The following is a 20,893-nucleotide window of genomic DNA, read 5'->3' on the forward strand; positions in this document are numbered from 1 at the left end:
TGTTAAAGCAACCGCAATGAGACAAATTTAATTATTATGAGCCAATACCTTAGTGTACACCCAGAAAACCCGCAGAAGCGCTTGATGCAACAGGCCGCTGAGATTATTTTGCAGGGTGGTGTGGTGGTTTATCCAACCGATTCAGGCTATGCCATAGGTTGCCGTATTGGTGACAAAAATGCCATGGAACGCATTTGTCGTATTCGAAATATTGATAAAGACCATCACTTCACCCTAATGTGCCGTGATTTATCAGAGTTGTCGACGTACGCGCGTGTTGATAACCAAGCGTTTCGGCTGCTTAAAAACAACACACCGGGAGCTTATACTTTTATTTTGAAAGGTACCAAAGAAGTCCCAAAGCGCCTGCTGAATCCGAAACGCAAAACTATCGGTATTCGGGTGTCGGATGACCCAATTGTTATGGCATTACTTGAAGCGTTGGGTGAACCATTAATGTCGACGAGTTTAATTCTCGACGATAATGAGTTTGCTGAGTCTGATCCCTATGAGATTCGCGAAAGATTAGACCAACAAGTTGAGCTGATCATTGATGGTGAGCATCGTGGTGAAGAGCCAACTACCGTGATTGACTTAGCCGACGACGCAGTCAAAGTAGTTCGGGAAGGTGCTGGCGATATTTCGCCATTTGTGGATGCATAAAGTGCGATGAGCAACGCTGACGTGACTATCGCTCAACAACAATCACTGCCGCTGGGCTTTGTCCGTGGTGAGCCAGTGATTGAAAAACCCGAAGACCTCTATATTCCGCCGGATGCGCTTGAGCTAATACTTGAGAGCTTTTCCGGGCCGATGGATTTGTTACTCTATTTAATTCGCCGTCAAAAACTCGATATTGTCGATCTTCCAATACTGCCCATTACCAAACAGTACATGGAATACGTCGATATGATGAAAGATTTGAAATTAGAGTTGGCGGCAGATTATTTGGTGATGGCTGCCATGCTGGCTGAAATTAAAAGTCGCATGCTGTTACCACGGCCGCCAGCTGAGGACGAGGATGAACACGATCCGAGAGCTGAACTCGTTCGAAGATTACAAGAGTACGAGGCCATTCGCCAAGGCGCGGAACATCTTGATGGAATGCCACAAACGGGGCGCGATAATTTTGTAGCGCACGCACAGACTGATGCACAGGAATTAATTGAACAGCAGTTGCCAGAAGTAACTCTGGCTGAACTTGCTGTTGCCTTTAGTCAAGCGTTGGCTCAGGCTAAGTTGCAGAACCATCATCATGTACAAAGAGAAAAATTATCGACCCGCGAGCGGATGAGCCGTATTTTAGATTTGTTGCAGACAAAAAAACGGCTCCGATTAAGCGATATTTTTGAGCCCAAAGAAGGGCGAGCTGGCGTTGTTGTTAGTTTTTTAGCTATTTTGGAACTCGTGAAAGAAGCATTAGTAGAAGTAACTCAGGTCGATGCATTTAGCGAAATTCATGTGACAAATCGAGAGCAAGTTTATGCAGATTCAACAACTTAAACAGGCTATTGAAGCATTGCTATTTGTTGCCGAGTCACCGTTGAGTGAGCAACAGCTTGCGGATCATTTTGCCCCCGAAAACGTCACGAAAAAACAACTAAAAGACGTACTGCGCGAATTGCAGAGCGACTATCAAGAACGTGGTGTGCAACTCATTTTAGTTGGGTCTGGATATAGATTTCAGACGCGCGCGGAATTGGGTGGTATAATAAGTCGTTTGTGGCAAGAGAAGCCTCCGCGCTATTCACAGGCATTATTAGAGACGCTTGCATTAATTGCGTATCGGCAGCCGATTACTCGCGGCGACATTGAGGAAATCCGTGGGGTCAGCGTCAGTTCCAATATTATGAAGACGTTGCAAGAACGGGGATGGATCAAAGTAGTTGGTCATCGTGAAGTACCTGGGCGCCCGCAGCTTTATGCCACAACGAATGAGTTTTTAGATTATTTTAGCTTACACGATTTATCTGAATTACCTGCAATTCCGGAACCTCCCGAGCGAGGCAGCAATGCCGGGCAGACCGCTCAGATTAAACTTGAGATAACCGCTGAGACAGCGACAAATACAGAGTAATATCCACCATGAGTGAAAAACTGCAAAAAGTACTAGCCCGATCTGGTCATGGTTCGCGCCGTGAGTTGGAGTCGATGATTGCTGCTGGGCGCGTAAGCGTCAATGGCCAGGTCGCCACATTAGGCGAACGAATTGATACCAATGCGGTTGTGCGCATTGATGGTCGCGAAGTGAGCATCAAGCAGCCAGAAGATGTTGTCTGTCGCGTATTGATGTACCACAAACCAGAAGGTGAATTGTGTACAAAACGCGATCCGGAAGGCCGCCCAACGGTGTACGATCGGTTACCTCGTATGCAAGGCGCGCGTTGGGTAGCAGTGGGTCGTTTAGATGTGAACACATCGGGTCTACTGTTATTCACCACTGATGGTGAACTAGCCAATCGATTGATGCATCCGGGCCATGAAATTGAGCGAGAATATTCAGTTCGTGTGTTTGGTGAAGTTACTGATGCAATGATGCGAAAGTTGAAGCAAGGCGTTCAATTGGAAGATGGTCCTGCTGCGTTTAAAGAAATTAAACGTGGTGGAGGCGAAGGCATGAATCAATGGTTTCGCGTTGTGTTAACGGAAGGTCGTAACCGCGAAGTTCGCCGTTTGTGGGAGTCACAGGGCGTGCAAGTAAGCCGGCTAATTCGTGTTCGTTACGGGAATATCAAATTAGAACAAGGCTTACCTCAAAGTGGCTGGGGTGAGCTATCCCTAAAAGATATTAATTATCTACGCGACTTGGTTGGGTTGCCTGAAGAAACCCGTACGTTTATCGATCCGCGTCAAGGTGAGTCACGGCAGAAACGCTATTCACGTGCGCGTCGAATTAATGCGCAAAAACTGCAACAACGCGGTCCCGGAGCAAATCTTGAAGAGCCTACGCCGGAGCAACGAAAAGCTCCGCGCAGAGACCCACGTAAGCCAAGCAGTCCGCGTGGTAAAGCGCCGTCAACTGGTAAACCATCATCGCGGACGAACGCCAACAAAAAACGTAAACCCAATGGACGTCAACGAACACGCTCATGAGTCTGTTGGCTGATTGGCAACTGAATGGGCCACTGCTAGCGCTGTGGCCTTTTCGTAACGATGTATGGCGTGATAACGGAGAGCCTGCACAGCGTCAGTTGTTGCAACTCGCGGAACGCCTTCAGCCTTATCAGAATATTGTTATTGGCGTTCATCCCGATCAATACGATGCGGTCCAGCAGCGTATATCAAATCAGTTTTCCCTTTTTTCCATGAAGTATGATGATGCTTGGCCACGTGATATCGGTCCGCTATGGGCTCGCAGCGACACGCAAACGCTCGTTGCACATGGTTTCAAATTTTCCGCATGGCATGGTCTGTACCCCAACTTTCACGATGATCAATTGTTTGCTGAGCGTTTAGCACATCAATTGAATGTCACTTACCGTGCCCATGACTTGGTATTCGAAGGCGGTGCAATCAGCACTGATGGTGCTGGTACAGCGGTCATTCATGGTGTAAGCGTCATTCGAAATAATCCAACTTGGTCAGCTTTAGACATTGAAACATATCTGAAAGCTGAGCTTCAAATAACTCACCTTTATTGGTTGCATTTTGCTCACCCTGCCGATGAAACCGGTGGTCATGCCGATAACCAAGTGCAGTTTTTAGACGCCAATACCATTGTGGTTAGCCTACCGAATGCAGCATCATCATTAACCGATGATTATATCCAACAACTTGAAGTAGCGCGGCGCTGGACAAATGCAAAGGGTGAACTATTCAAGGTGATTGTGGTGCCTCAACCGGAAGCGATTACACCTGTTTTAAGTGAGTATCAGAGTATTCGCGAGCAAGCTGGCGTGCTTCCACGAGGCAAGGCTCCACTGCTGGCAAGTTACGTTAACTTTGTGCGCACAGGGAACGTTGTGCTGGTGCCACAATTTGGTTTAGATACTGACGCCGAGGCACTCGCAATTTTACGGCGTTCAGCACCACAACTTACAATCATTGGTGCTGCAGCCGATGAATTCATAAAAGCCGGTGGGGCACTGCATTGTATGACCTTGCCAACGCCTTAATCACGTATACGATAAGTGACGCTGACTTGTGCTCTTAATTCATTTTTGCCCGGTAAGCTAACGTCGGCAGCTTCTTGCATGCGCATCATCGCTTGCTGACTGACAGCCGGCGCGTGACTACTCTCTTGGATAGAAATAACCTCGCCGAGTGTGCTGCCAGCAGCGCTCGTCATATTGCTTGCTTTTTGACGCGCGTGTTCGACCGCTGAGGCAAGTAATTGCTGATAAATTTTGTCAGTTTCACTGATGATAAACTCAACATTCATGATGTGTGTTGCGCCCGCCTGTAAAGCTTGATCGACAATACTGTCATATTGCGTCAGGTCTCGCAGCGTGATTTGGATTTGGCGCGTAGCAGTGAATCCACGAGCAACACGTTTGCCATCCTGGTAATCGTATGCCGGACTGGCACTTACTTTGAAAGACGTGATGTCCGCATCATCTATTTGCTGTTCGCGAAGAAATGCTATGATTGATGCCGAAACTTGATCAATTTGTTGTTTGATATCGGCAAGTTCTGCACCATCGCGATTAACGCTGATAGTCAATTTGGCTTGATCAGGAGCCACCAGTGATTCGGCATGCCCAGTCACGCTAACGGTTCGCGTCATGTCGGAGCTTGGCGGTTGGCAGCCGGCGAGAATTCCACTAAATAAACTCAAGATAATTGCATGGCGAAGTAACATAGCGCCTCCAAATACGGTTGATAACACATCAATATGACAGCTGAAAACGAAAGACTTCAAGCAGAAGAAACGCTCATCCGTTTGCTAGCGCGTCGAGAACATAGTGCCCGAGAGCTAAAACAGAAGTTAAAACAACGAGGTTTCGACCACCAAATTATTGAAATGGTTCTGACTAAAGCGCAAGAAAACGGCTGGCAATCGGATCGTCGTTTCGCACAAGTTTGGGTTCGAGCATGTATCGCCAAGGGAGATGGCGTGCGAAAAATAATGGCTCGTGCTCCGCAAAAAGGTCTATCGAGCGAGTTAATCGAAGATATTTTGCAAACTGAGCAGCCCAATTGGAATCAGGCGTGTTATGAGCGTTTAATTAAAAAATTTGGTGAAACGCCGCCGCAAGATCAAAAACAGCGCGACAAAATGATTCGCCACTTGATGCAACGTGGTTACAGTTTCGGTGAGATAAAACAGGCGCTTGATCGTCAAGCTAACGCTGATGCAGACTAGTTTAGCCGTTTCTTTCGTGGTAGCATTTCGCCTAATATTTTAGTCCATTTTTTACCCAAAACGTCGTAGGAAGTAGTCCATGCAAATGACCAGTGCGGAAATTCGTGAAGCGTTTCTCGCGTTCTTCGCTTCCAAGGGCCATCATCGCGTCCCTTCAGCATCATTAATCCCAGGTAACGACCCAACGTTGTTATTCACCAACGCCGGAATGGTGCCTTTCAAAGACGTATTTTTGGGCGATGAGCACCGCGACTACACGCGTGCAACTTCATCTCAGCGCTGTTTACGCGCTGGTGGTAAGCACAATGACCTTGAAAATGTTGGCTACACCGCGCGCCATCACACTTTTTTTGAAATGCTAGGCAACTTCAGTTTTGGTGACTACTTCAAACGCGAAGCCATTCAATACGCTTGGGAATTTCTCACCGAAGAATTAAAACTTCCGAAAGATAAGCTGTGGGTGACCGTTTTTACTGAAGATGATGAAGCTTACGATATCTGGGCGAAAGAGATTGGTGTCCCTACCGATCGAATCTCTCGTATCGGTGCTAAAGATAACTTTTGGGCGATGGGTGATACCGGTCCTTGCGGTCCATGCTCGGAAATCTTCTATGATCATGGCGATGATGTCTGGGGCGGACCGCCGGGAACGCCTGAAGAAGATGGCGACCGTTACATTGAAATTTGGAATTTGGTATTCATGCAATATAACCGTCAGGCAGACGGAACCTTATTGCCATTACCAAAGCCTTCAGTGGATACCGGCATGGGGCTTGAACGAATTGCCGCAGTGCTCCAACACGTTCACAGCAACTATGAGATTGACCTGTTCCAAGCGCTTATCGGCGATGCCGCTAAAGTGATTGGCACCGATGATCTAAACAATAAATCATTACGCGTCATTGCTGATCATATTCGCTCATGCAGCTTCTTGATTGCAGATGGTGTGCAGCCATCAAATGAAGGTCGTGGCTATGTATTGCGTCGTATTATTCGCCGTGCTGTGCGCCACGGTAGTATGCTCGGCTCTAAGGGAAACTTCTTCTATAAGCTCGTTGCGAGCCTCGTAACGCAGATGGGAGACGCTTACCCTGAGTTGCAAGAGAAACAAAAGGTAATCGAACAAGCATTGCAGCGTGAAGAAGAGCAGTTCGGTAAAACCCTCGAGCGCGGACTCAGTATTCTAAACGATGCGTTGGAAAGCTTAGAGGGTACCGTGTTACCCGGCGAACTGGTATTTAAACTTTACGATACCTATGGCTTCCCGATGGATTTAACCGCTGATATAGCGCGTGAGAAAGGATTAACCATCGATGAGGATGGCTTCAACGAAGCCATGGAAGCACAACGCCAACGTGCTCAGCAGGCATCTAATTTTGGTGTTGATTACAATCAACGCCTGAAGTCGGCGCAAAAATCGGAGTTTTCTGGCTATACCGAAACAGCCGACGAAAGTGAAATTGTCGAAATGTTTGTTGATGGCGAATCTGTTGAGGAACTAGCTGCTGGCAGCAAGGGGATTATCGTACTATCGCGCACTCCTTTCTACGCTGAAAGTGGTGGTCAAATTGGCGATACAGGTAAGCTCGTTGCGAATGGTGGTGAGTTTATCGTTGAAGATACCCAATATATTGGTAAAGCAATTGCTCATCATGGTCAGGCCGCGATGGCCTTGAAGCTTGGTGATAAAGTTGCAGCCCATGTGGATGCGGAACGCCGCCAAGCGGTGAAGCGTAACCATTCGGCAACCCACTTGTTGCATGCAGCGCTTCGTAACTTGTTAGGTGAACACGTAACACAAAAAGGTTCTCTCGTTACCGCGGAACGTTTACGTTTCGACTTTTCTCACTTTGAGGCGGTATCACCACAGCAACTTGATGCAATCGAGCGTCAAGTGAACGAAGAGATCTATAAGAATCACGCTGTTAAAGCTGCCGTCATGCCAATTGAACAGGCCAAAAAGCAAGGCGCTATGGCCTTGTTTGGTGAAAAGTATGATGACGATGTGCGCGTGTTGACTATGGGCGATTTCTCCATGGAGCTTTGTGGTGGCACACATGTTACCCAAACGGGTGATATTGGTATGTTCCGAATTGTATCGGAGGCGGGCATTGCCTCCGGCGTACGTCGAATTGAAGCGGTAACAGGTGCCGGCGCTGTGCAGTTTACCTTGCAACAGCAGCAACAACTTCGCCAAGCTGCCGGGATGCTGAAAACGGATGTGATGCATGTTAGCGAACGATTGCAGCAACATATTGATCGTAGTCGTGCGCTTGAACGTACTATTGATGAATTGAATCAGAAAATTGCTTCACAAGCGGGTACTGATTTAATTGGCAACGCTTTAGAAATCGGTGGCGTAAAAGTGGTACTTGCAGAAGTTTCAAATGTTGAACCGAAAGCTCTGCGGAATATGGTTGATGATTTAAAAAATCAACTACAATCAGGCATAGTGGTTCTCGGTTTAGCCGCTGATGAAAAGGTGAGTCTGATCGTTGGTGTTACCAAAGATCTTACTGACCGTGTAAAAGCGGGTGACGTTGTTAATGTCGCTGCAGCGGAAGTCGGCGGTAAAGGCGGCGGTCGACCAGATTTGGCGCAAGCAGGTGGAACCGAAGTGAACAACTTGAGCCAAGCATTGAATGTTGCCAAAGAAAAAATTGAATCATTATTGCGATAAGTTGCACAGCGATGCGGATGGCTTTAGGGCAAATGAGAGTGTGTTAGTAAGCTTTAATTGGTAAACTGAACATTCTCATTTTATTCTCGATGAATAAATACGCAATCAACTAGTGAATCGTATAACAATTGTGATATATTCGATGGCGCAGTAAATTAGACAGGCTGATAGTGCGGTAATGTTCTATACTGAACCGTATGGAAAACAGAAGTAGGGAAGGAGTAGGCTAATGTTGATCTTAACCCGCCGAGTGGGTGAGACCTTGATGATAGGTGATGAGGTCACAGTCACTGTATTGGGTGTAAAAGGGAATCAGGTGCGAATTGGGGTAAACGCACCGAAAGACGTCTCTGTTCACCGAGAAGAAATTTATATGCGTATTCAAGCTGAGCACCAAGACGGCGAGAAGACCGATAAAGAATAAGATTTGCGCGAAAAAGCTGACTTTAGAAAGTCAGCTTTTTGCGTTTAGAGCGTTCCTGCAGCGTTTTGAATTTGCCTGAAAATAGACCGTTGTGTTGGAATTTTCGTCCAGATGCTTAAAAATCCCACAAACGATCAGCGAATTCCAAAAAATCGTTTGACATATTTGTCAACATCGCTAGAATTCAACGCCACAAGTAAGCGGTGAGGTGGCCGAGAGGCTGAAGGCGCTCCCCTGCTAAGGGAGTATAGGGTTTGTAGCTCTATCGAGGGTTCGAATCCCTCCCTCACCGCCATTTGTCAACAACGCACTCGTAGCTCAACTGGATAGAGTACTCGGCTACGAACCGAGCGGTTGGAGGTTCGAGTCCTCCCGAGTGCGCCATTTGTTGACAGTCAAAATTGAAATGCGCACTCGTAGCTCAACTGGATAGAGTACTCGGCTACGAACCGAGCGGTTGGAGGTTCGAGTCCTCCCGAGTGCGCCACTTCCCTAAAACCAAGAGCGTTAGTCGTTATTCGTTGTTGGTTATTCGTAAAAACAAAAACAAACACAACACCCTAAAAGCGTTTATCGTTATTCGATCGCTTCGCTTGTCGTTATTCGTTAAAACAATACACTAAAGACGAATAACGAATAATGAATAACGAATAACGAATAACGAATAACGAATAACGAATATCTCGCACTTATATTGTCTATTTTTTTGCTAAACCCTGCCTGTAAATAAATTGTGTTATCCTGAAGTTAGATTAGGATTAAAACAACAAACTCAACAAAAGCAGGCGTTGCATGACGAATCTCATCTCAGAAGCTTTCATGGTTATGGTGACGGGTATGATCACCGTTTTTGTGTTTTTAACGCTTTTAATTGGTGCGATGGGCCTTTTACGCATTATCGCAGGTAAAGTGGAAGTCGAGTCGCAAACTCAATCATCTGGTGAGCAGCAGCCAAGCGCAATGCAGCTTGCTGCTATTTCAGCCGCAATTCATCAATATCGTCGCCAGCGTCGTTCGTAAAAGTAAGGAGTGCTTTCATGACTAAACCTTTGAAGTTGACTGAATTAGTATTACGCGATGCTCACCAATCGCTATTAGCGACACGCATGCGTCTGGATGACATGTTACCGATTGCCGCAAAGCTTGATGAGATGGGCTATTGGTCAATGGAATCATGGGGGGGAGCGACATTTGATTCCTGTATCCGCTATTTAGGTGAAGATCCGTGGGAGCGTATTCGCGAGTTAAAAAAGGCAATGCCTAAAACACCTCAGCAGATGTTGCTACGAGGCCAAAATTTGTTGGGCTATCGTCATTATGCTGATGATGTGGTGCGTCGTTTTGTGGAGCGGGCGAAAGAAAATGGCGTTGATGTTTTCCGAATTTTTGACGCGATGAATGATGTGCGTAATTTAGAAACCGCAATAAAAGCGGCGAAAGAAGTCGACGGACATGCACAAGGTACAATGTCATATACGGTAAGCCCGGTACACACCTTGGATAAATGGTTGGAAATGGCGAAGGAGCTTGAAGCGCTTGGCTGTGATTCGTTGTGCATCAAAGATATGGCTGGTTTACTGCGTCCAGAACCTGCATACGAGTTAATTTCGGCGTTGAAAAAGACGGTGAAGATACCAATTGCAATGCAGTGCCATGCGACTACTGGTTTAAGCACTGCTACTTATCAAAAAGCTATTGATGCAGGTATCGATATGTTGGATACCGCTATCTCTTCAATGAGTATGACTTACGGTCATTCCGCAACAGAAACGATTGTTGCGATGACTGAGGGTACACCACGAGATACAGGATTAGATCTCGAAGACCTTACAGATATTGCGAGTTACTTCCGCGAAGTTCGCAAAAAATACGCCAAGTTTGAAGGCTCGCTGAAAGGTGTTGATGCTCGAATTTTAGTTGCACAAGTGCCAGGTGGAATGCTCACGAACATGGAAAACCAATTACGTGAGCAAGGTGCAACCGATAAGTTTGATGAGGTTCTTCAAGAGATCCCTCGTGTGCGTGAAGACCTCGGGTTTATTCCATTAGTAACGCCAACATCGCAAATTGTCGGTACCCAGGCCGTGTTAAATGTGCTGAGCGGCGAGCGTTATAAGTCTATTTCAAAAGAGACGCGTGGTGTACTTCGTGGTGAATACGGAGCAACAGCTGCGCCAGTAAACAAAGAACTGCAACAACGTGTATTAGATGGTGAAGAACCTATTGTTTGCCGCCCAGCTGATTTGATTGATGATGAGTTAGAAAAACTAACAAAGGAGCTTAAAGAAAAAGCAAAAGCTGATGGCATTGAGTTAGCATCAAATGAAATCGATGATGTTTTAACCTATGCACTGTTCCCACAGATAGGTCTCAAATTTCTCAAAAATCGTGGCAACCCAGACGCATTTGAGCCGGCTCCGAATGCCGAAACGGACGCTTCAGCGACGACATCACAATCAGAAAGTGCTGTTAAAACTGCCGGCACAACTGAAGTTTATGATGTGCGAGTGGATGGAAAAACATTTACTGTTGAGGTTGCTCCATCTGGGCAAATAGTATCGACATCAGCAGCGCAATCGACACCAGAGTCATCGAAGGCCACAGCAGCCGGTAGTCGAGAAATAAAAGCACCACTTGCGGGTAACGTCTTCAAAGTTCAGGTGAAGCAAGGCCAACAAATTAAGGCCGGTGATGTTCTTATTATTCTTGAAGCCATGAAAATGGAAACTGATATTAAGGCTGAGCATGATGGAACAGTAGCTACGCTGACTACCAAAGAAGGTGATAGCGTGAATGTTGGCGACGTTTTACTGACTTTGGAGTAATTCATGGACCGAATAATGACGTTGTGGGATAGCACAGCGATTGCAGCATTTACTTGGGGGGCCGCCATCATGATGTTGGTGGGAGCCCTGTTACTTTACCTAGCGATTCACAAAAAATTTGAACCGCTATTGTTACTGCCAATAGGTTTTGGTGCCATTCTAGCCAATATTCCTCAAGCCGGTTTTACTGAGCCTGGCGGCTTGCTGTATTACATTTATTACGTTGGTATTGAGACTGGCGTATTTCCGCTCCTCATTTTTATGGGTGTTGGAGCAATGACGGATTTTGGTCCGCTGCTGGCCAACCCACGAACCCTATTGCTTGGCGCAGCCGCACAATTTGGTATTTTCGCGACTTTGCTTGGTGCGATTGCACTAAACGGCCTACCGGGGTTTGACTTCACTCTTGCGGATGCGTCAGCCATCGCGATTATTGGTGGCGCTGATGGGCCGACGGCGATTTTTCTTGCCTCGCGGCTGAGTCCTGATTTACTCGGTGCTATCGCAGTCGCTGCTTATTCATACATGGCGCTAGTTCCAATTATTCAGCCGCCGATTATGAAGTTGTTGACCACTGAAGCGGAACGCAAAATTCAAATGGAACAGTTACGCCCGGTTGCTCGTCGCGAGAAGATCTTATTTCCTCTCGCGGTGCTGTTTCTCACACTATTGTTCCTGCCAACAGCAACGCCGTTGGTAGGTATGTTTTGCTTAGGTAATTTAATGCGCGAAGCGGGTGTGGTCGATCGATTGAGCAAAACGGCGCAAAATGAACTGATTAATATTGTCACGATTTTTCTTGGGCTTGCGGTTGGTTCAAAACTGTCTGCTGAAGAATTCTTATCGTTACAAACACTCGGTATATTAGCGCTCGGTGCTGTTGCTTTTGGCATCGGGACAGCGTCAGGTGTGCTCATGGCGAAAGTGATGGGCAAGTTTAGTAAACAACCTATTAATCCTCTTATTGGTGCCGCAGGTGTTTCAGCGGTGCCGATGGCTGCACGAGTTGTCAACAAAGTTGGCTTGGAGGCGAATTCACAAAATTTCCTGCTCATGCATGCAATGGGGCCGAACGTAGCTGGTGTTCTCGGAAGCGCCGTAGCTGCCGGTATATTGCTTGCTTTGGTAGGGTGACATTAGGTTGGCGAGAAGGCTGAAAAAGCCTGACTCAAAACGATTTGGCTAATGGGAAGGGGGAATTCACCTTCCCGTTAACCACAACAAAAGCGTGTAAAAAACAGCAATAAATGCACTAAAAACTGCGATATAGATAAAACCCTTTAAGCCTTGTCGTAATGTCCATCCATGTAATCTCAAATAAACGAACCAAGCAACGCTTAAAATAAGTGGAATCAAAAACAAAAATCGAGTCATGATTGTTTTCCTGATGATTGTTGGCGCTGCTGCCACAGCACGAGATCAGCAACAGCCTGTCTGGCTTGTTCAAGCAATGGATCGAGTCGCGTAATGTTATCGGCAACCTCGTTGACAGCGCCTGATGACATACTTTGCTCCAGAATTGCCGCTACTTTTGACAGTTTGGTCAAGCCTAGATTTGCCGCAGCACCTTTCAATGAATGGAAAAAGCGCTTAGCCTGATCATGTTGGCCTTTCGACAAGAACTCAACGACTTGTTGAGGGGCTTGGTGATAATCGCTATAGAGTCGTTCAACGAGAGTTTGGTATAGGGTTAAGTTATGCCCGAGCCGTTCAAGTGCACCATTAAAGTCGATGCCATTGTGATTTGGGTAAGACACGTGTTCCGGTGTTTCGACAATTGGATGTGATGTCGCAGGTGGTTTGTCGTCGTTTGTGTAGCGACCACGCACACACCATTTTTCAAGTGCCTCAATCAAGGTTCCTTCATCAATTGGTTTACTGATGTGATCTTGCATTCCAGCGGCCAACGAACGTTCGATATCTTCGCCGCTACTATTGGCCGTCATAGCAATAATTGGCAACTGCTGATAAGAAAAGAAACCACGAATTTTCTCGGCGGCAGTTAGTCCATCCATAACCGGCATTTGGATATCCATAAAAACTAAGGCATAGGGCTTTGCTCTCACCATCGCCACGGCCTCTTCACCGTTGCGCGCGACATCAACCACTAATCCCGCCTGTTGAAGCATTTCTTTGGCAATCATTTGATTAATATCATTATCTTCAACTAGCAACACAGGCGCACTGCAAAGTTCCTCAAGTCGGTTTGATGCGGCAGGAACTGATGGTTGCCCCGATATAGCTAACGCTGAGCAGAGCACGCGTAATAGGGCCGAGCTGGTATATGGCTTAACAATATACTCGGCAACGCCGATTTCTCGCGCTTGTTCAATCATATCTTTAGCGTGGTAGTTAGTTGCAAGAACGAGCCGCGGTAATGTCGTGTCTTGGCACAGGAGTTCTTGGCAAAACTCTAAACCACTCATACCAGGAAGTTGCCAGTCGACGATGACCGCATCAAAATCATGTTGCTCTAAAAGTTGCAAGGCCTCTTCGGCAGTGCGGCAACTCACAACATTGACAGAGTAACTTCGCAATAATTCAGTCAACATTTCTCGTGTCGTCAAGTTATCTTCGATAGCAAGAACATGTTTCTGTTGTAACCGATTAATAAGTGAATCACGACCAGAATCATCTTGATTCTTTTGCAATGGAAAGCGCATTTCCAAAAAGAAAGTTGAACCTTGACCTAATGAACTGATCACGCCAAGGCCATGTTGATTCATTAATTTGACGATACGCTGACTAATTGCCAAACCAAGACCAGTGCCGCCAAAACGTCTTGTGGTTGAGGCATCAGCTTGGGTGAAAGCATCGAACAATCGGGCTCGTTGCGCTTCGTCCATACCAATTCCCGTATCGGTTACCGATAGACGTAAATAAACATTATCAGAGTCAATATCGAGTAACGTTGCGGCAACTACAATCTCGCCATCTTCGGTAAATTTGATGGCATTGCTAACGAGGTTGACTAATACTTGATTTAATCGCAACGGGTCGCCAATAAGGCGGGTCGGAATATTAGTAGGTAAGTTGATAATGAATTCCAGATTCTTATCGTACGCTCGATAAGCAAACATATCTGCGAGGTTCGCAAGTACTTCTTCGAGGTCAAAAGGGATGGCTTCTATAGTTAGCTTACCAGCTTCGATTTTCGCAAAATCGAGCAAGTCATTCACAATGCCGAGTAAGATACGCGATGAACTTTCAATGGAGCGTAAATAGCTGCGCTGTTGATCATCAAGATCGGTTTTCAAACTTAATTGAGTCATGCCCAATATGGCATTAATCGGTGTGCGGATTTCATGGCTGACATTCGCTAAAAATTCGCTTTTCGCTTGATTCGCAGCAGCAACCGCTTGGAGTTCACGTTCACGTTCGGCAATCGACAGTGATGGTGAAGACGTTGCCGTTTTCGCCGCACCGTGTTGGGCGCGGCGACGGTACTTAGAAAGCCACTGTTTTAACTTACGTGAAACTTGCATCAACTGCCTCAAATCAACATTGATATGTTTTAGTTGTACTATCATGCCATGCAAGCCCAGTACTGCCAATGTTTAACAGTGATCGACTAACATAGACTAACCGTTTATAAACCAGTAATATTTCGCCATAACTTATGGCTCGATGAGATAAGGCAGGAAAAATTTTGCAGTCACAATTTGCCGAACTGTTGGCGACTCTCGCCAAAGCCGAGCACGTTCAAGCCTTACGAGGTATTCAGCGTGGCGTGGAACGCGAAACTTTGCGTATTACCGAGCAGGGTAAATTAGCTTCGAGTCCACATCCGAAAGCACTTGGATCGGCTCTTAAACATCCGCTAATTACTACTGATTATGCTGAAACGCTTATGGAGTTTATTACGCCGGTCGCTAGCGATATTGCGGTTACCCTCGAGCAATTATCAGATATTCATAAGGTCACATATCAAGAGTTAGGGGATGAGTTGCTGTGGCCGCTCAGCATGCCGTGTTTTGTCGGCTCAGCTGAAGACATTGTGATTGCACAGTACGGTAGTTCACATACAGGTAAAATGAAGACACTCTATCGCAAAGGTCTGACTTATCGATATGGTGGCGGAATGCAGATAATTGCTGGCGTTCATTTTAACTTTAGTTTGTCGGATGAGTTATTAGCAATACTAGCCCAACATGAAAACAAGCCGTTTAATCAGGACTTTGTGTCGACAAGATACTTTCACTTGATTCGTAATTATAAACGCGTTTGTTGGCTGATCCCTTACCTATTTGGCGCATCGCCGGCCATTTGTAAGTCGTTTTTACAACATACTGAAGATAACATTGAGTTTTCATCAATGGGTAAAGGCACAGTATATCGGCCATATGGAACGTCACTTCGAATGAGTGACCTAGGCTATACCAATAAAGAGCAAGCCGACCTTAAAATCACTTACAACACATTGGAAGAATATGTGAGAGGTTTGCGTCGAGCCATTACAAAGGAATCGGCAAGGTTTAGCAAAATCGGTGTTAAAGTCGATGGCGAGTATCGCCAGTTAAACAATAATATTTTACAAATCGAAAACGAGTTTTATTCGGCCATTCGTCCAAAGCGTGTAGCGCGCTCTGGTGAAACGCCAACGCAGGCTTTAGAACGTGGTGGTGTTGAATACATTGAGGTGCGTGCATTAGATGTGAATCCTTTTAGTCCAGTCGGAATTACCGCTGAGCAAATTCGGTTCCTAGATTTACTATTAATGTACTGTGCGATCAGACCAAGTGAGCCGTTGAGCTGGGAAGAACAGGTTATCACCGATAAGAATTTTAATCGGGTGGTGATGGACGGTCGGAATCCTCGATTAACACTGAATGACAACAATTATGAGCGTCCGATCTCCGATTGGTTGGAAGATATTTTCGCCGACTTACAGCAAATTGCAAAAGTTATGGATGTAGCCCACGGTGGCAGCGAATACAGTGATACAGTGACACAGCAATATCGTTGTGTCTTGAATCCAGAGTTAACCTTGTCTGGTCAATTTTTATCTTATTTATTAGATAACCAGATGGATAACAGTAAGTTTGGTATGCAATTGGCACGTCAGTATAAGCAGCAACTGAGGGACCAGCCGCTACAATATTTTAGCCGTTCTGAATTTGATCGTTTACGTGATGCATCGCTTGCAGCGCAGGCTGAATTAGAGCAACAAGACGCTAATACGAGTTTCGATGAATTTTTAGAGGAGTACTTCCGCCGTGCTGCATGTCAGTCGCCGGATTGTTAAAAAATGAAGGTTAAGTTTACCGTTATTCTTGCATCTCTGATTCTATCAGGGTGTGCTTCGGCGCCGCCTGAAGAGCCTGAGAATTTGTGTCGAATATTCGAAGAAAAGCGTGATTGGTATGATGCTGCGGCTGATATGCGTGATAAGTGGGGAGTTCCGATTCAGGTTCCCATGGCCATGATGTATCAAGAAAGCTCATTTAAGCACGATGCAGTACCGCCACGGGATTATATTTTGTGGATAATTCCATGGGGACGCGTCAGTAGCGCTTACGGTTATTCTCAAGCAAAAACTGCAACTTGGGACGACTATGTTCGTGAAACTGGCAATTCATGGTCGTCGCGTGATGATTTCGAAGATGCCATCGATTTTATGGGCTGGTTTATTTCAAAAAGCCAAAAAATTAATGGTGTATCCAAGTGGGATGCTTACGCACAGTATTTGAATTATCACGAAGGATGGGGCGGCTATCAACGGCAAACGTACCGCAAAAAACGCTGGTTGATGCAAACTGCTGAACGAGTTAAGGCGAGAGCCGGTCGCTATGGCGCGCAATTGCGCCAATGCGAAGATGAGTTAAAACGCGGATGGTTGTGGCGCTTATTGTTCTAATAAGCGCTATTTTTCGGGCATGAATCGAACGAGTTTGACGAGGTTATCACTGCTTTCGATAACTTCCATCGCATAACCATTTATTCTCAAGCACAGTGCCTGCTGTGGAATATCGCCAAGTGTTTCAATAATCAAACCGCTAACAGTTTTCGGACCGTTGGTTGGCAACTCCCAATTCATTTCTTTGTTTAAATCACGAATATTGGCTACGCCTTCCACTAACACCGAACCATCGGGTTGTACTTGCGTGGTTTCGCTTGGGGCTGGGGTAATGCTTGTCGTGAAGTCACCAACTATCTCTTCAAGAATATCTTCTAAGGTGACAAGCCCTTGAATGTCGCCATACTCATCAACAACAAGCCCGATGCGCTCTTTATTTCGTTGGAACTTCAATAGTTGCACGTTGAGTGGCGTACCCTCGGGAATGTAGTAAATATCTCGAGCCGCACGCACAATCTCTGACTTATCTAGGTCGGCAGTGTTTTTTGTCATTATTTGCATAATGTCACGCGCATGCAGAAAGCCTACGGCATCGTCAATTTCGTTACGGTACAGCAAAATGCGCGTGTATTGCGCTTGGCTAAGCTGCTTGATGATCGATTTGACGTCATCTTGCACATCAATTCCGGATATTTCCGCGCGAGGAATCATGACGTCCTCAACCGTTACCTTTTCCAAGTCGAGAATACTGAGCAGCATCTCTTGGTGGCTCGAAGGTATCATTGAGTTTGCTTCATTCACCACGGTACGTAGCTCTTCAGAGCTCAGCGCATCTTGTCCTGAAGACCCATTCGGATTAATGCCAAGTAGTCGCATAAAACCATTGGTAATAAAGTTTACGGCGGCTACAAGTGGGTACATGACACGAAGAAGTGGCTTCAATATGACCGAACTTGGAAATGCAACTTGTTCCGGATGTAGCGCAGCAATCGTTTTCGGCGTGACCTCTGAAAATATCAGAACAATCAGTGTTAAACCAAAGGTTGCGACCACAATCCCAGCGTCGCCAAACCAGCGCAAGCAGATGATTGTGGCTACTGCAGACGCAGCAATATTGACCAAATTGTTGCCAATCAGAATAAGGCCGATGAGACGATCAGGACGATCGAGCAGATATTGGACGCGATTGGCTCCGGCATTACCTTGTTGAGCGAGATGTCGAAGTCGATAACGGTTGACTGACATCATTCCAGTTTCCGAACCAGAAAAGTAGGCCGAAAGCAGCAATAAAACCCCAAGAATGATAAGTAGGGTCGAGGTGGATATCTCGTCCAAAAAATATTCCTATAACTTAAAACTGAACGACTAATTTAGCCAGCTAGGCTAACAAGTCAAGCACTTCGATAGTATTTAAGCCATAAACTACAGCGAAAGTATAATATCTTTGACGAAACGACTGCCAAAGTAGGCTAGTGATAAAATGACACTTGCGATGACGCTCGTTGTCACTAAGGTTTTACCGCGCGCCTGTTTTACTTGGTGCAGAAATATCACGACAGCATATAAAACAAAAGCCACGAGACTAAGTACCGTCTTGTGCGCCTGACCTTGCGCAAACATATCGTTAAGGAAGATAAATCCGCTGATTATAGCAATCGCCAACAATACTGTTCCGGCACTTAATAGACGGAAAAAGTACCGTTCAACCGTCATCAATGGTGGTAAATAACCGGTCAAAGCTTGGGAGCGGTGATGTTTTAACACATAATTTAGGTAGAGCAATTGAATTGCGTACAAGGTGGCTAACATTAATACGGCATAGGCTAATAACGATAAAAGAATATGGACAACTAAACCCTTGGCCTCACTCAATTGCGCGCCCCAGTTGGCTGGGCTAACAACCATCAGAATGACACTTACTGCCGCGAAAACATATATAATAGGGCTCAATAACAAGCCGCCGGCTCGACGGTTGCGAATCAGAGTTAAACTTGCAAGCAGCAACGCCACAGTGCTCAAGCTGGTGGTGATGTTGAGGTGATCAAAGTGGTCGGTTTCCAAATACCCCCACAACAGTGCTAAATGAGACAGGATAGCCAGCAAAGGTACCACTAATAATGTCCACGATGCCGGTTTCGCCCGCACCAAATTGCGCCACAGTAAAATGGCTGAAAGTACATAAAGCGCAACACTGAGTAGAAGCAATATGGTCATGGCGGTTATTATTTCACTGTGTCTAAAAATTGGAATGCTCCAAGTATATGCATTGTCGAGACTAAACCCAATAGGATCAGGAAACTTTGCTTGATTTGCGATATACTCGCCGCCATATCGACATAATCGCCAACACATAAGTGCCAACAGAGAGTGAGCAGATTCGCATGTTTGAGAATTTAAGCGAACGATTGTCGCAATCGTTGAAAAATATCACCGGTCGAGGCCGACTCACCGAAGACAACATCAAAGACACCCTGCGCGAAGTGCGGATGGCGCTATTAGAAGCTGACGTTGCCCTGCCGGTAGTGCGTGAATTTGTGAGTCGAGTTAAAGAGCAAGCGCTTGGGGTTGAAGTGAATAAAAGCCTTACCCCAGGTCAAGTATTCTTGAAAATTGTCCAAAAAGAACTCGAACATGCCATGGGCGATGGCAACGTTCCAATTAATTTAGCGGCACAACCACCGGCTGTCATTTTAATGGCCGGTTTGCAGGGGGCTGGTAAAACGACCAGTGTCGGCAAACTCGCGCGTTACTTGCGCGAAAAACAGAAAAAGAAAGTACTCGTGGTCAGCGCCGACGTTTATCGTCCTGCCGCAATTAAACAGCTTGAAACGCTAGCCGCAGAAGTGGAAGTAGAATTTTTTCCTTCCAGCACAGAGCAACAGCCTGTTGCAATAGCACAAAGTGCTATCGATCACGCACGGAAGAAGTTTTTCGATGTGGTGTTAGTGGATACTGCCGGTCGTACCGCAATTGACGAAGCCATGATGGCCGAAATTCAGGCGTTGCACCAAGCTATCAATCCAGTAGAAACACTGTTTGTGGTCGATGCAATGACGGGGCAAGATGCCGCCAATACGGCAAAAGCATTCAGTGAAGCATTGCCGCTAACTGGCGTGATTTTGACGAAAACCGATGGTGATGCGCGCGGTGGTGCCGCATTGTCGATTCGCCATATCACTGGTAAACCGATTAAATTCTTGGGGGTTGGCGAGAAAAACACGGCTCTGGAGCCGTTTCATCCCGATCGCATCGCATCGCGCATTTTGGGAATGGGCGATGTGTTATCACTGATTGATGAACTCGAAACCAAGGTTGATCGAAGCAAAGCCGAGAAAGTAGCGAAGAAGGTCATGAAAGAAGGGAAGTTCTCACTCGAGGATTTCCGTGACCAATTAGCGCAAATGCGCGACATGGGCGGCATGATGGGGCTCATGGACAAACTTCCAGGAATGGGCAAGATGTCAGCGCAAGTGAAAGGTCAGCTTGACGACAAAATGACCGTTCGTATGGAAGCAATTATTAATTCCATGACGCCCAAAGAGCGTGAATACCCCGACTTAATTAAAGGCTCGCGCAAACGTCGAATAGCAGCTGGTTCGGGTACACAAGTACAAGACGTGAACAAATTGCTGAAGCAATTTATGCAAATGCAAAAAATGATGAAGAAAATGAAAGGCGGCGGTATGGCGAAGATGATGCGCAGCCTTGGCGGAATGGGTGGTAAATTGCCGCCAGGAATGTTCCCGAAAGGCTAGTAAAAACTTGCATTCGGACTAAATTTCGGGTAAATTCCACGACCTCTTCGACCCCGGTCGGAGACTTTTTTATTTACTTAACATTAGAAACTGTATCGAGGAACGTA

At 46.1% G+C, this 20,893-nt stretch carries 18 protein-coding genes and 3 tRNA genes; 17 read left to right on the top strand and 4 right to left on the bottom strand.

The annotated features are described in order from the left end of the window. Positions 1–36 precede the first annotated feature (36 nt). Genes CWI76_RS00455 through CWI76_RS00475 form a run of 5 tightly spaced genes read left to right on the top strand, consistent with a single transcriptional unit; the run spans position 37 to position 4,115 of the window. Positions 37–663, top strand: a complete 627-nt coding sequence (locus tag CWI76_RS00455) for an L-threonylcarbamoyladenylate synthase (RefSeq protein WP_126758433.1) — start codon at positions 37–39, stop codon at positions 661–663. Between the two features lie 6 nt (positions 664–669). Further along, positions 670–1,503: a segregation and condensation protein A gene (locus tag CWI76_RS00460; RefSeq protein ID WP_198678540.1), complete on the top strand. Its 834-nt coding sequence runs from the start codon at positions 670–672 to the stop codon at positions 1,501–1,503. After that, the gene (gene scpB, locus CWI76_RS00465; RefSeq protein ID WP_126758434.1) at positions 1,484–2,077 is read left to right on the top strand and encodes an SMC-Scp complex subunit ScpB; all 594 of its coding nucleotides are present in this window, start codon (positions 1,484–1,486) and stop codon (positions 2,075–2,077) included. The genes CWI76_RS00460 and scpB overlap by 20 nt, the downstream gene beginning before the upstream one ends. 8 nt (positions 2,078–2,085) lie before the next feature. After that, the gene (gene rluB, locus CWI76_RS00470; protein WP_126758435.1) at positions 2,086–3,093 is read left to right on the top strand and encodes a 23S rRNA pseudouridine(2605) synthase RluB; all 1,008 of its coding nucleotides are present in this window, start codon (positions 2,086–2,088) and stop codon (positions 3,091–3,093) included. Further along, a complete protein-coding gene (locus CWI76_RS00475; protein ID WP_126758436.1) occupies positions 3,090–4,115 on the top strand; it encodes an agmatine deiminase family protein in 1,026 nt (341 codons plus the stop codon). Before rluB ends, CWI76_RS00475 begins: the two co-directional genes overlap by 4 nt. On the opposite strand, the gene CWI76_RS00480 is transcribed toward CWI76_RS00475, so the two are convergent. Further along, positions 4,112–4,801, bottom strand: coding sequence for an SIMPL domain-containing protein (locus CWI76_RS00480; RefSeq protein ID WP_126758437.1), 690 nt, complete (start codon positions 4,799–4,801; stop codon positions 4,112–4,114). The two genes, CWI76_RS00475 and CWI76_RS00480, sit on opposite strands and share 4 nt — an antisense overlap. 33 nt (positions 4,802–4,834) lie before the next feature. Between CWI76_RS00480 and CWI76_RS00485 the strand changes: the two genes are divergently transcribed. The 9 genes from CWI76_RS00485 to CWI76_RS00525 all read left to right on the top strand — a co-directional run bounded on the left by CWI76_RS00485 (position 4,835) and on the right by CWI76_RS00525 (position 12,368). Then, entirely contained in the window at positions 4,835–5,305 is a 471-nt protein-coding gene (locus tag CWI76_RS00485; protein WP_126758438.1) for a regulatory protein RecX, read from the top strand. 79 nt (positions 5,306–5,384) lie between these two features. After that, entirely contained in the window at positions 5,385–7,985 is a 2,601-nt protein-coding gene (alaS, locus tag CWI76_RS00490) for an alanine--tRNA ligase (protein ID WP_126758439.1), read from the top strand. 229 nt (positions 7,986–8,214) lie between these two features. Next, positions 8,215–8,409, top strand: coding sequence for a carbon storage regulator CsrA (gene csrA / locus CWI76_RS00495; RefSeq protein ID WP_092854232.1), 195 nt, complete (start codon positions 8,215–8,217; stop codon positions 8,407–8,409). 202 nt (positions 8,410–8,611) lie between these two features. Beyond that, positions 8,612–8,704, top strand: a tRNA-Ser gene (locus tag CWI76_RS00500). 12 nt (positions 8,705–8,716) lie between these two features. Next, positions 8,717–8,793: transfer RNA gene (locus tag CWI76_RS00505), tRNA-Arg, on the top strand. A 26-nt stretch (positions 8,794–8,819) separates the two neighbouring features. After that, positions 8,820–8,896 (top strand) — tRNA-Arg (locus tag CWI76_RS00510). A gap of 305 nt (positions 8,897–9,201) precedes the next feature. Beyond that, positions 9,202–9,429, top strand: coding sequence for an OadG family protein (locus CWI76_RS00515; RefSeq protein ID WP_126758440.1), 228 nt, complete (start codon positions 9,202–9,204; stop codon positions 9,427–9,429). 17 nt (positions 9,430–9,446) lie between these two features. Next, positions 9,447–11,234 carry a sodium-extruding oxaloacetate decarboxylase subunit alpha gene (gene oadA, locus CWI76_RS00520; protein WP_126758441.1) on the top strand — a complete coding sequence of 596 codons (1,788 nt, stop codon included), beginning with the start codon at positions 9,447–9,449 and terminating at the stop codon, positions 11,232–11,234. Positions 11,235–11,237: 3 nt separating this feature from the next. Beyond that, complete coding sequence (locus CWI76_RS00525) at positions 11,238–12,368, top strand: sodium ion-translocating decarboxylase subunit beta (protein WP_126758442.1); 1,131 nt, start codon at positions 11,238–11,240, stop codon at positions 12,366–12,368. A gap of 236 nt (positions 12,369–12,604) precedes the next feature. Here CWI76_RS00525 and CWI76_RS00530 read toward each other — a convergent pair whose 3' ends face one another. Then, positions 12,605–14,764, bottom strand: coding sequence for a response regulator (locus CWI76_RS00530; protein WP_126758443.1), 2,160 nt, complete (start codon positions 14,762–14,764; stop codon positions 12,605–12,607). A 119-nt stretch (positions 14,765–14,883) separates the two neighbouring features. Between CWI76_RS00530 and gshA the strand changes: the two genes are divergently transcribed. Next, on the top strand, positions 14,884–16,479 hold the full coding sequence (gene gshA, locus CWI76_RS00535) for a glutamate--cysteine ligase (RefSeq protein WP_126758444.1): 1,596 nt from the start codon (positions 14,884–14,886) through the stop codon (positions 16,477–16,479). Positions 16,480–16,482: 3 nt separating this feature from the next. Beyond that, complete coding sequence (locus tag CWI76_RS00540) at positions 16,483–17,091, top strand: transglycosylase SLT domain-containing protein (protein WP_126758445.1); 609 nt, start codon at positions 16,483–16,485, stop codon at positions 17,089–17,091. A 6-nt stretch (positions 17,092–17,097) separates the two neighbouring features. Here the strand turns inward: CWI76_RS00540 and CWI76_RS00545 are convergent, their stop codons facing one another. Then, positions 17,098–18,366, bottom strand: a complete 1,269-nt coding sequence (locus CWI76_RS00545; protein WP_126758446.1) for an HlyC/CorC family transporter — start codon at positions 18,364–18,366, stop codon at positions 17,098–17,100. Between the two features lie 87 nt (positions 18,367–18,453). Then, positions 18,454–19,245: a cytochrome C assembly family protein gene (locus tag CWI76_RS00550; protein WP_126758447.1), complete on the bottom strand. Its 792-nt coding sequence runs from the start codon at positions 19,243–19,245 to the stop codon at positions 18,454–18,456. A 167-nt stretch (positions 19,246–19,412) separates the two neighbouring features. Here CWI76_RS00550 and ffh point away from each other — a divergent pair, with 167 nt between their 5' ends. Beyond that, positions 19,413–20,786, top strand: coding sequence for a signal recognition particle protein (gene ffh, locus CWI76_RS00555; protein ID WP_126758448.1), 1,374 nt, complete (start codon positions 19,413–19,415; stop codon positions 20,784–20,786). Positions 20,787–20,893: the final 107 nt, after the last annotated feature.

The sequence above is a fragment of the Pseudidiomarina marina genome (assembly GCF_003987045.1).
GTDB classification, from domain to species: Bacteria; Pseudomonadota; Gammaproteobacteria; order Enterobacterales; family Alteromonadaceae; genus Pseudidiomarina; species Pseudidiomarina marina.

What these genes read in the sequence shown, in the direction of transcription:
- CWI76_RS00455 (WP_126758433.1), top strand. Translation starts at nt 37, where the DNA reads ATGAGCCAATACCTTAGTGTACACCCAGAAAACCCGCAGAAGCGCTTG.
- CWI76_RS00460 (WP_198678540.1), top strand. Translation starts at nt 670, where the DNA reads ATGAGCAACGCTGACGTGACTATCGCTCAACAACAATCACTGCCGCTG.
- scpB (WP_126758434.1), top strand. Translation starts at nt 1,484, where the DNA reads ATGCAGATTCAACAACTTAAACAGGCTATTGAAGCATTGCTATTTGTT.
- rluB (WP_126758435.1), top strand. Translation starts at nt 2,086, where the DNA reads ATGAGTGAAAAACTGCAAAAAGTACTAGCCCGATCTGGTCATGGTTCG.
- CWI76_RS00475 (WP_126758436.1), top strand. Translation starts at nt 3,090, where the DNA reads ATGAGTCTGTTGGCTGATTGGCAACTGAATGGGCCACTGCTAGCGCTG.
- CWI76_RS00480 (WP_126758437.1), bottom strand. Translation starts at nt 4,801, where the DNA reads ATGTTACTTCGCCATGCAATTATCTTGAGTTTATTTAGTGGAATTCTC.
- CWI76_RS00485 (WP_126758438.1), top strand. Translation starts at nt 4,835, where the DNA reads ATGACAGCTGAAAACGAAAGACTTCAAGCAGAAGAAACGCTCATCCGT.
- alaS (WP_126758439.1), top strand. Translation starts at nt 5,385, where the DNA reads ATGCAAATGACCAGTGCGGAAATTCGTGAAGCGTTTCTCGCGTTCTTC.
- csrA (WP_092854232.1), top strand. Translation starts at nt 8,215, where the DNA reads ATGTTGATCTTAACCCGCCGAGTGGGTGAGACCTTGATGATAGGTGAT.
- CWI76_RS00515 (WP_126758440.1), top strand. Translation starts at nt 9,202, where the DNA reads ATGACGAATCTCATCTCAGAAGCTTTCATGGTTATGGTGACGGGTATG.
- oadA (WP_126758441.1), top strand. Translation starts at nt 9,447, where the DNA reads ATGACTAAACCTTTGAAGTTGACTGAATTAGTATTACGCGATGCTCAC.
- CWI76_RS00525 (WP_126758442.1), top strand. Translation starts at nt 11,238, where the DNA reads ATGGACCGAATAATGACGTTGTGGGATAGCACAGCGATTGCAGCATTT.
- CWI76_RS00530 (WP_126758443.1), bottom strand. Translation starts at nt 14,764, where the DNA reads ATGATAGTACAACTAAAACATATCAATGTTGATTTGAGGCAGTTGATG.
- CWI76_RS00540 (WP_126758445.1), top strand. Translation starts at nt 16,483, where the DNA reads ATGAAGGTTAAGTTTACCGTTATTCTTGCATCTCTGATTCTATCAGGG.
- CWI76_RS00550 (WP_126758447.1), bottom strand. Translation starts at nt 19,245, where the DNA reads ATGACCATATTGCTTCTACTCAGTGTTGCGCTTTATGTACTTTCAGCC.
- ffh (WP_126758448.1), top strand. Translation starts at nt 19,413, where the DNA reads ATGTTTGAGAATTTAAGCGAACGATTGTCGCAATCGTTGAAAAATATC.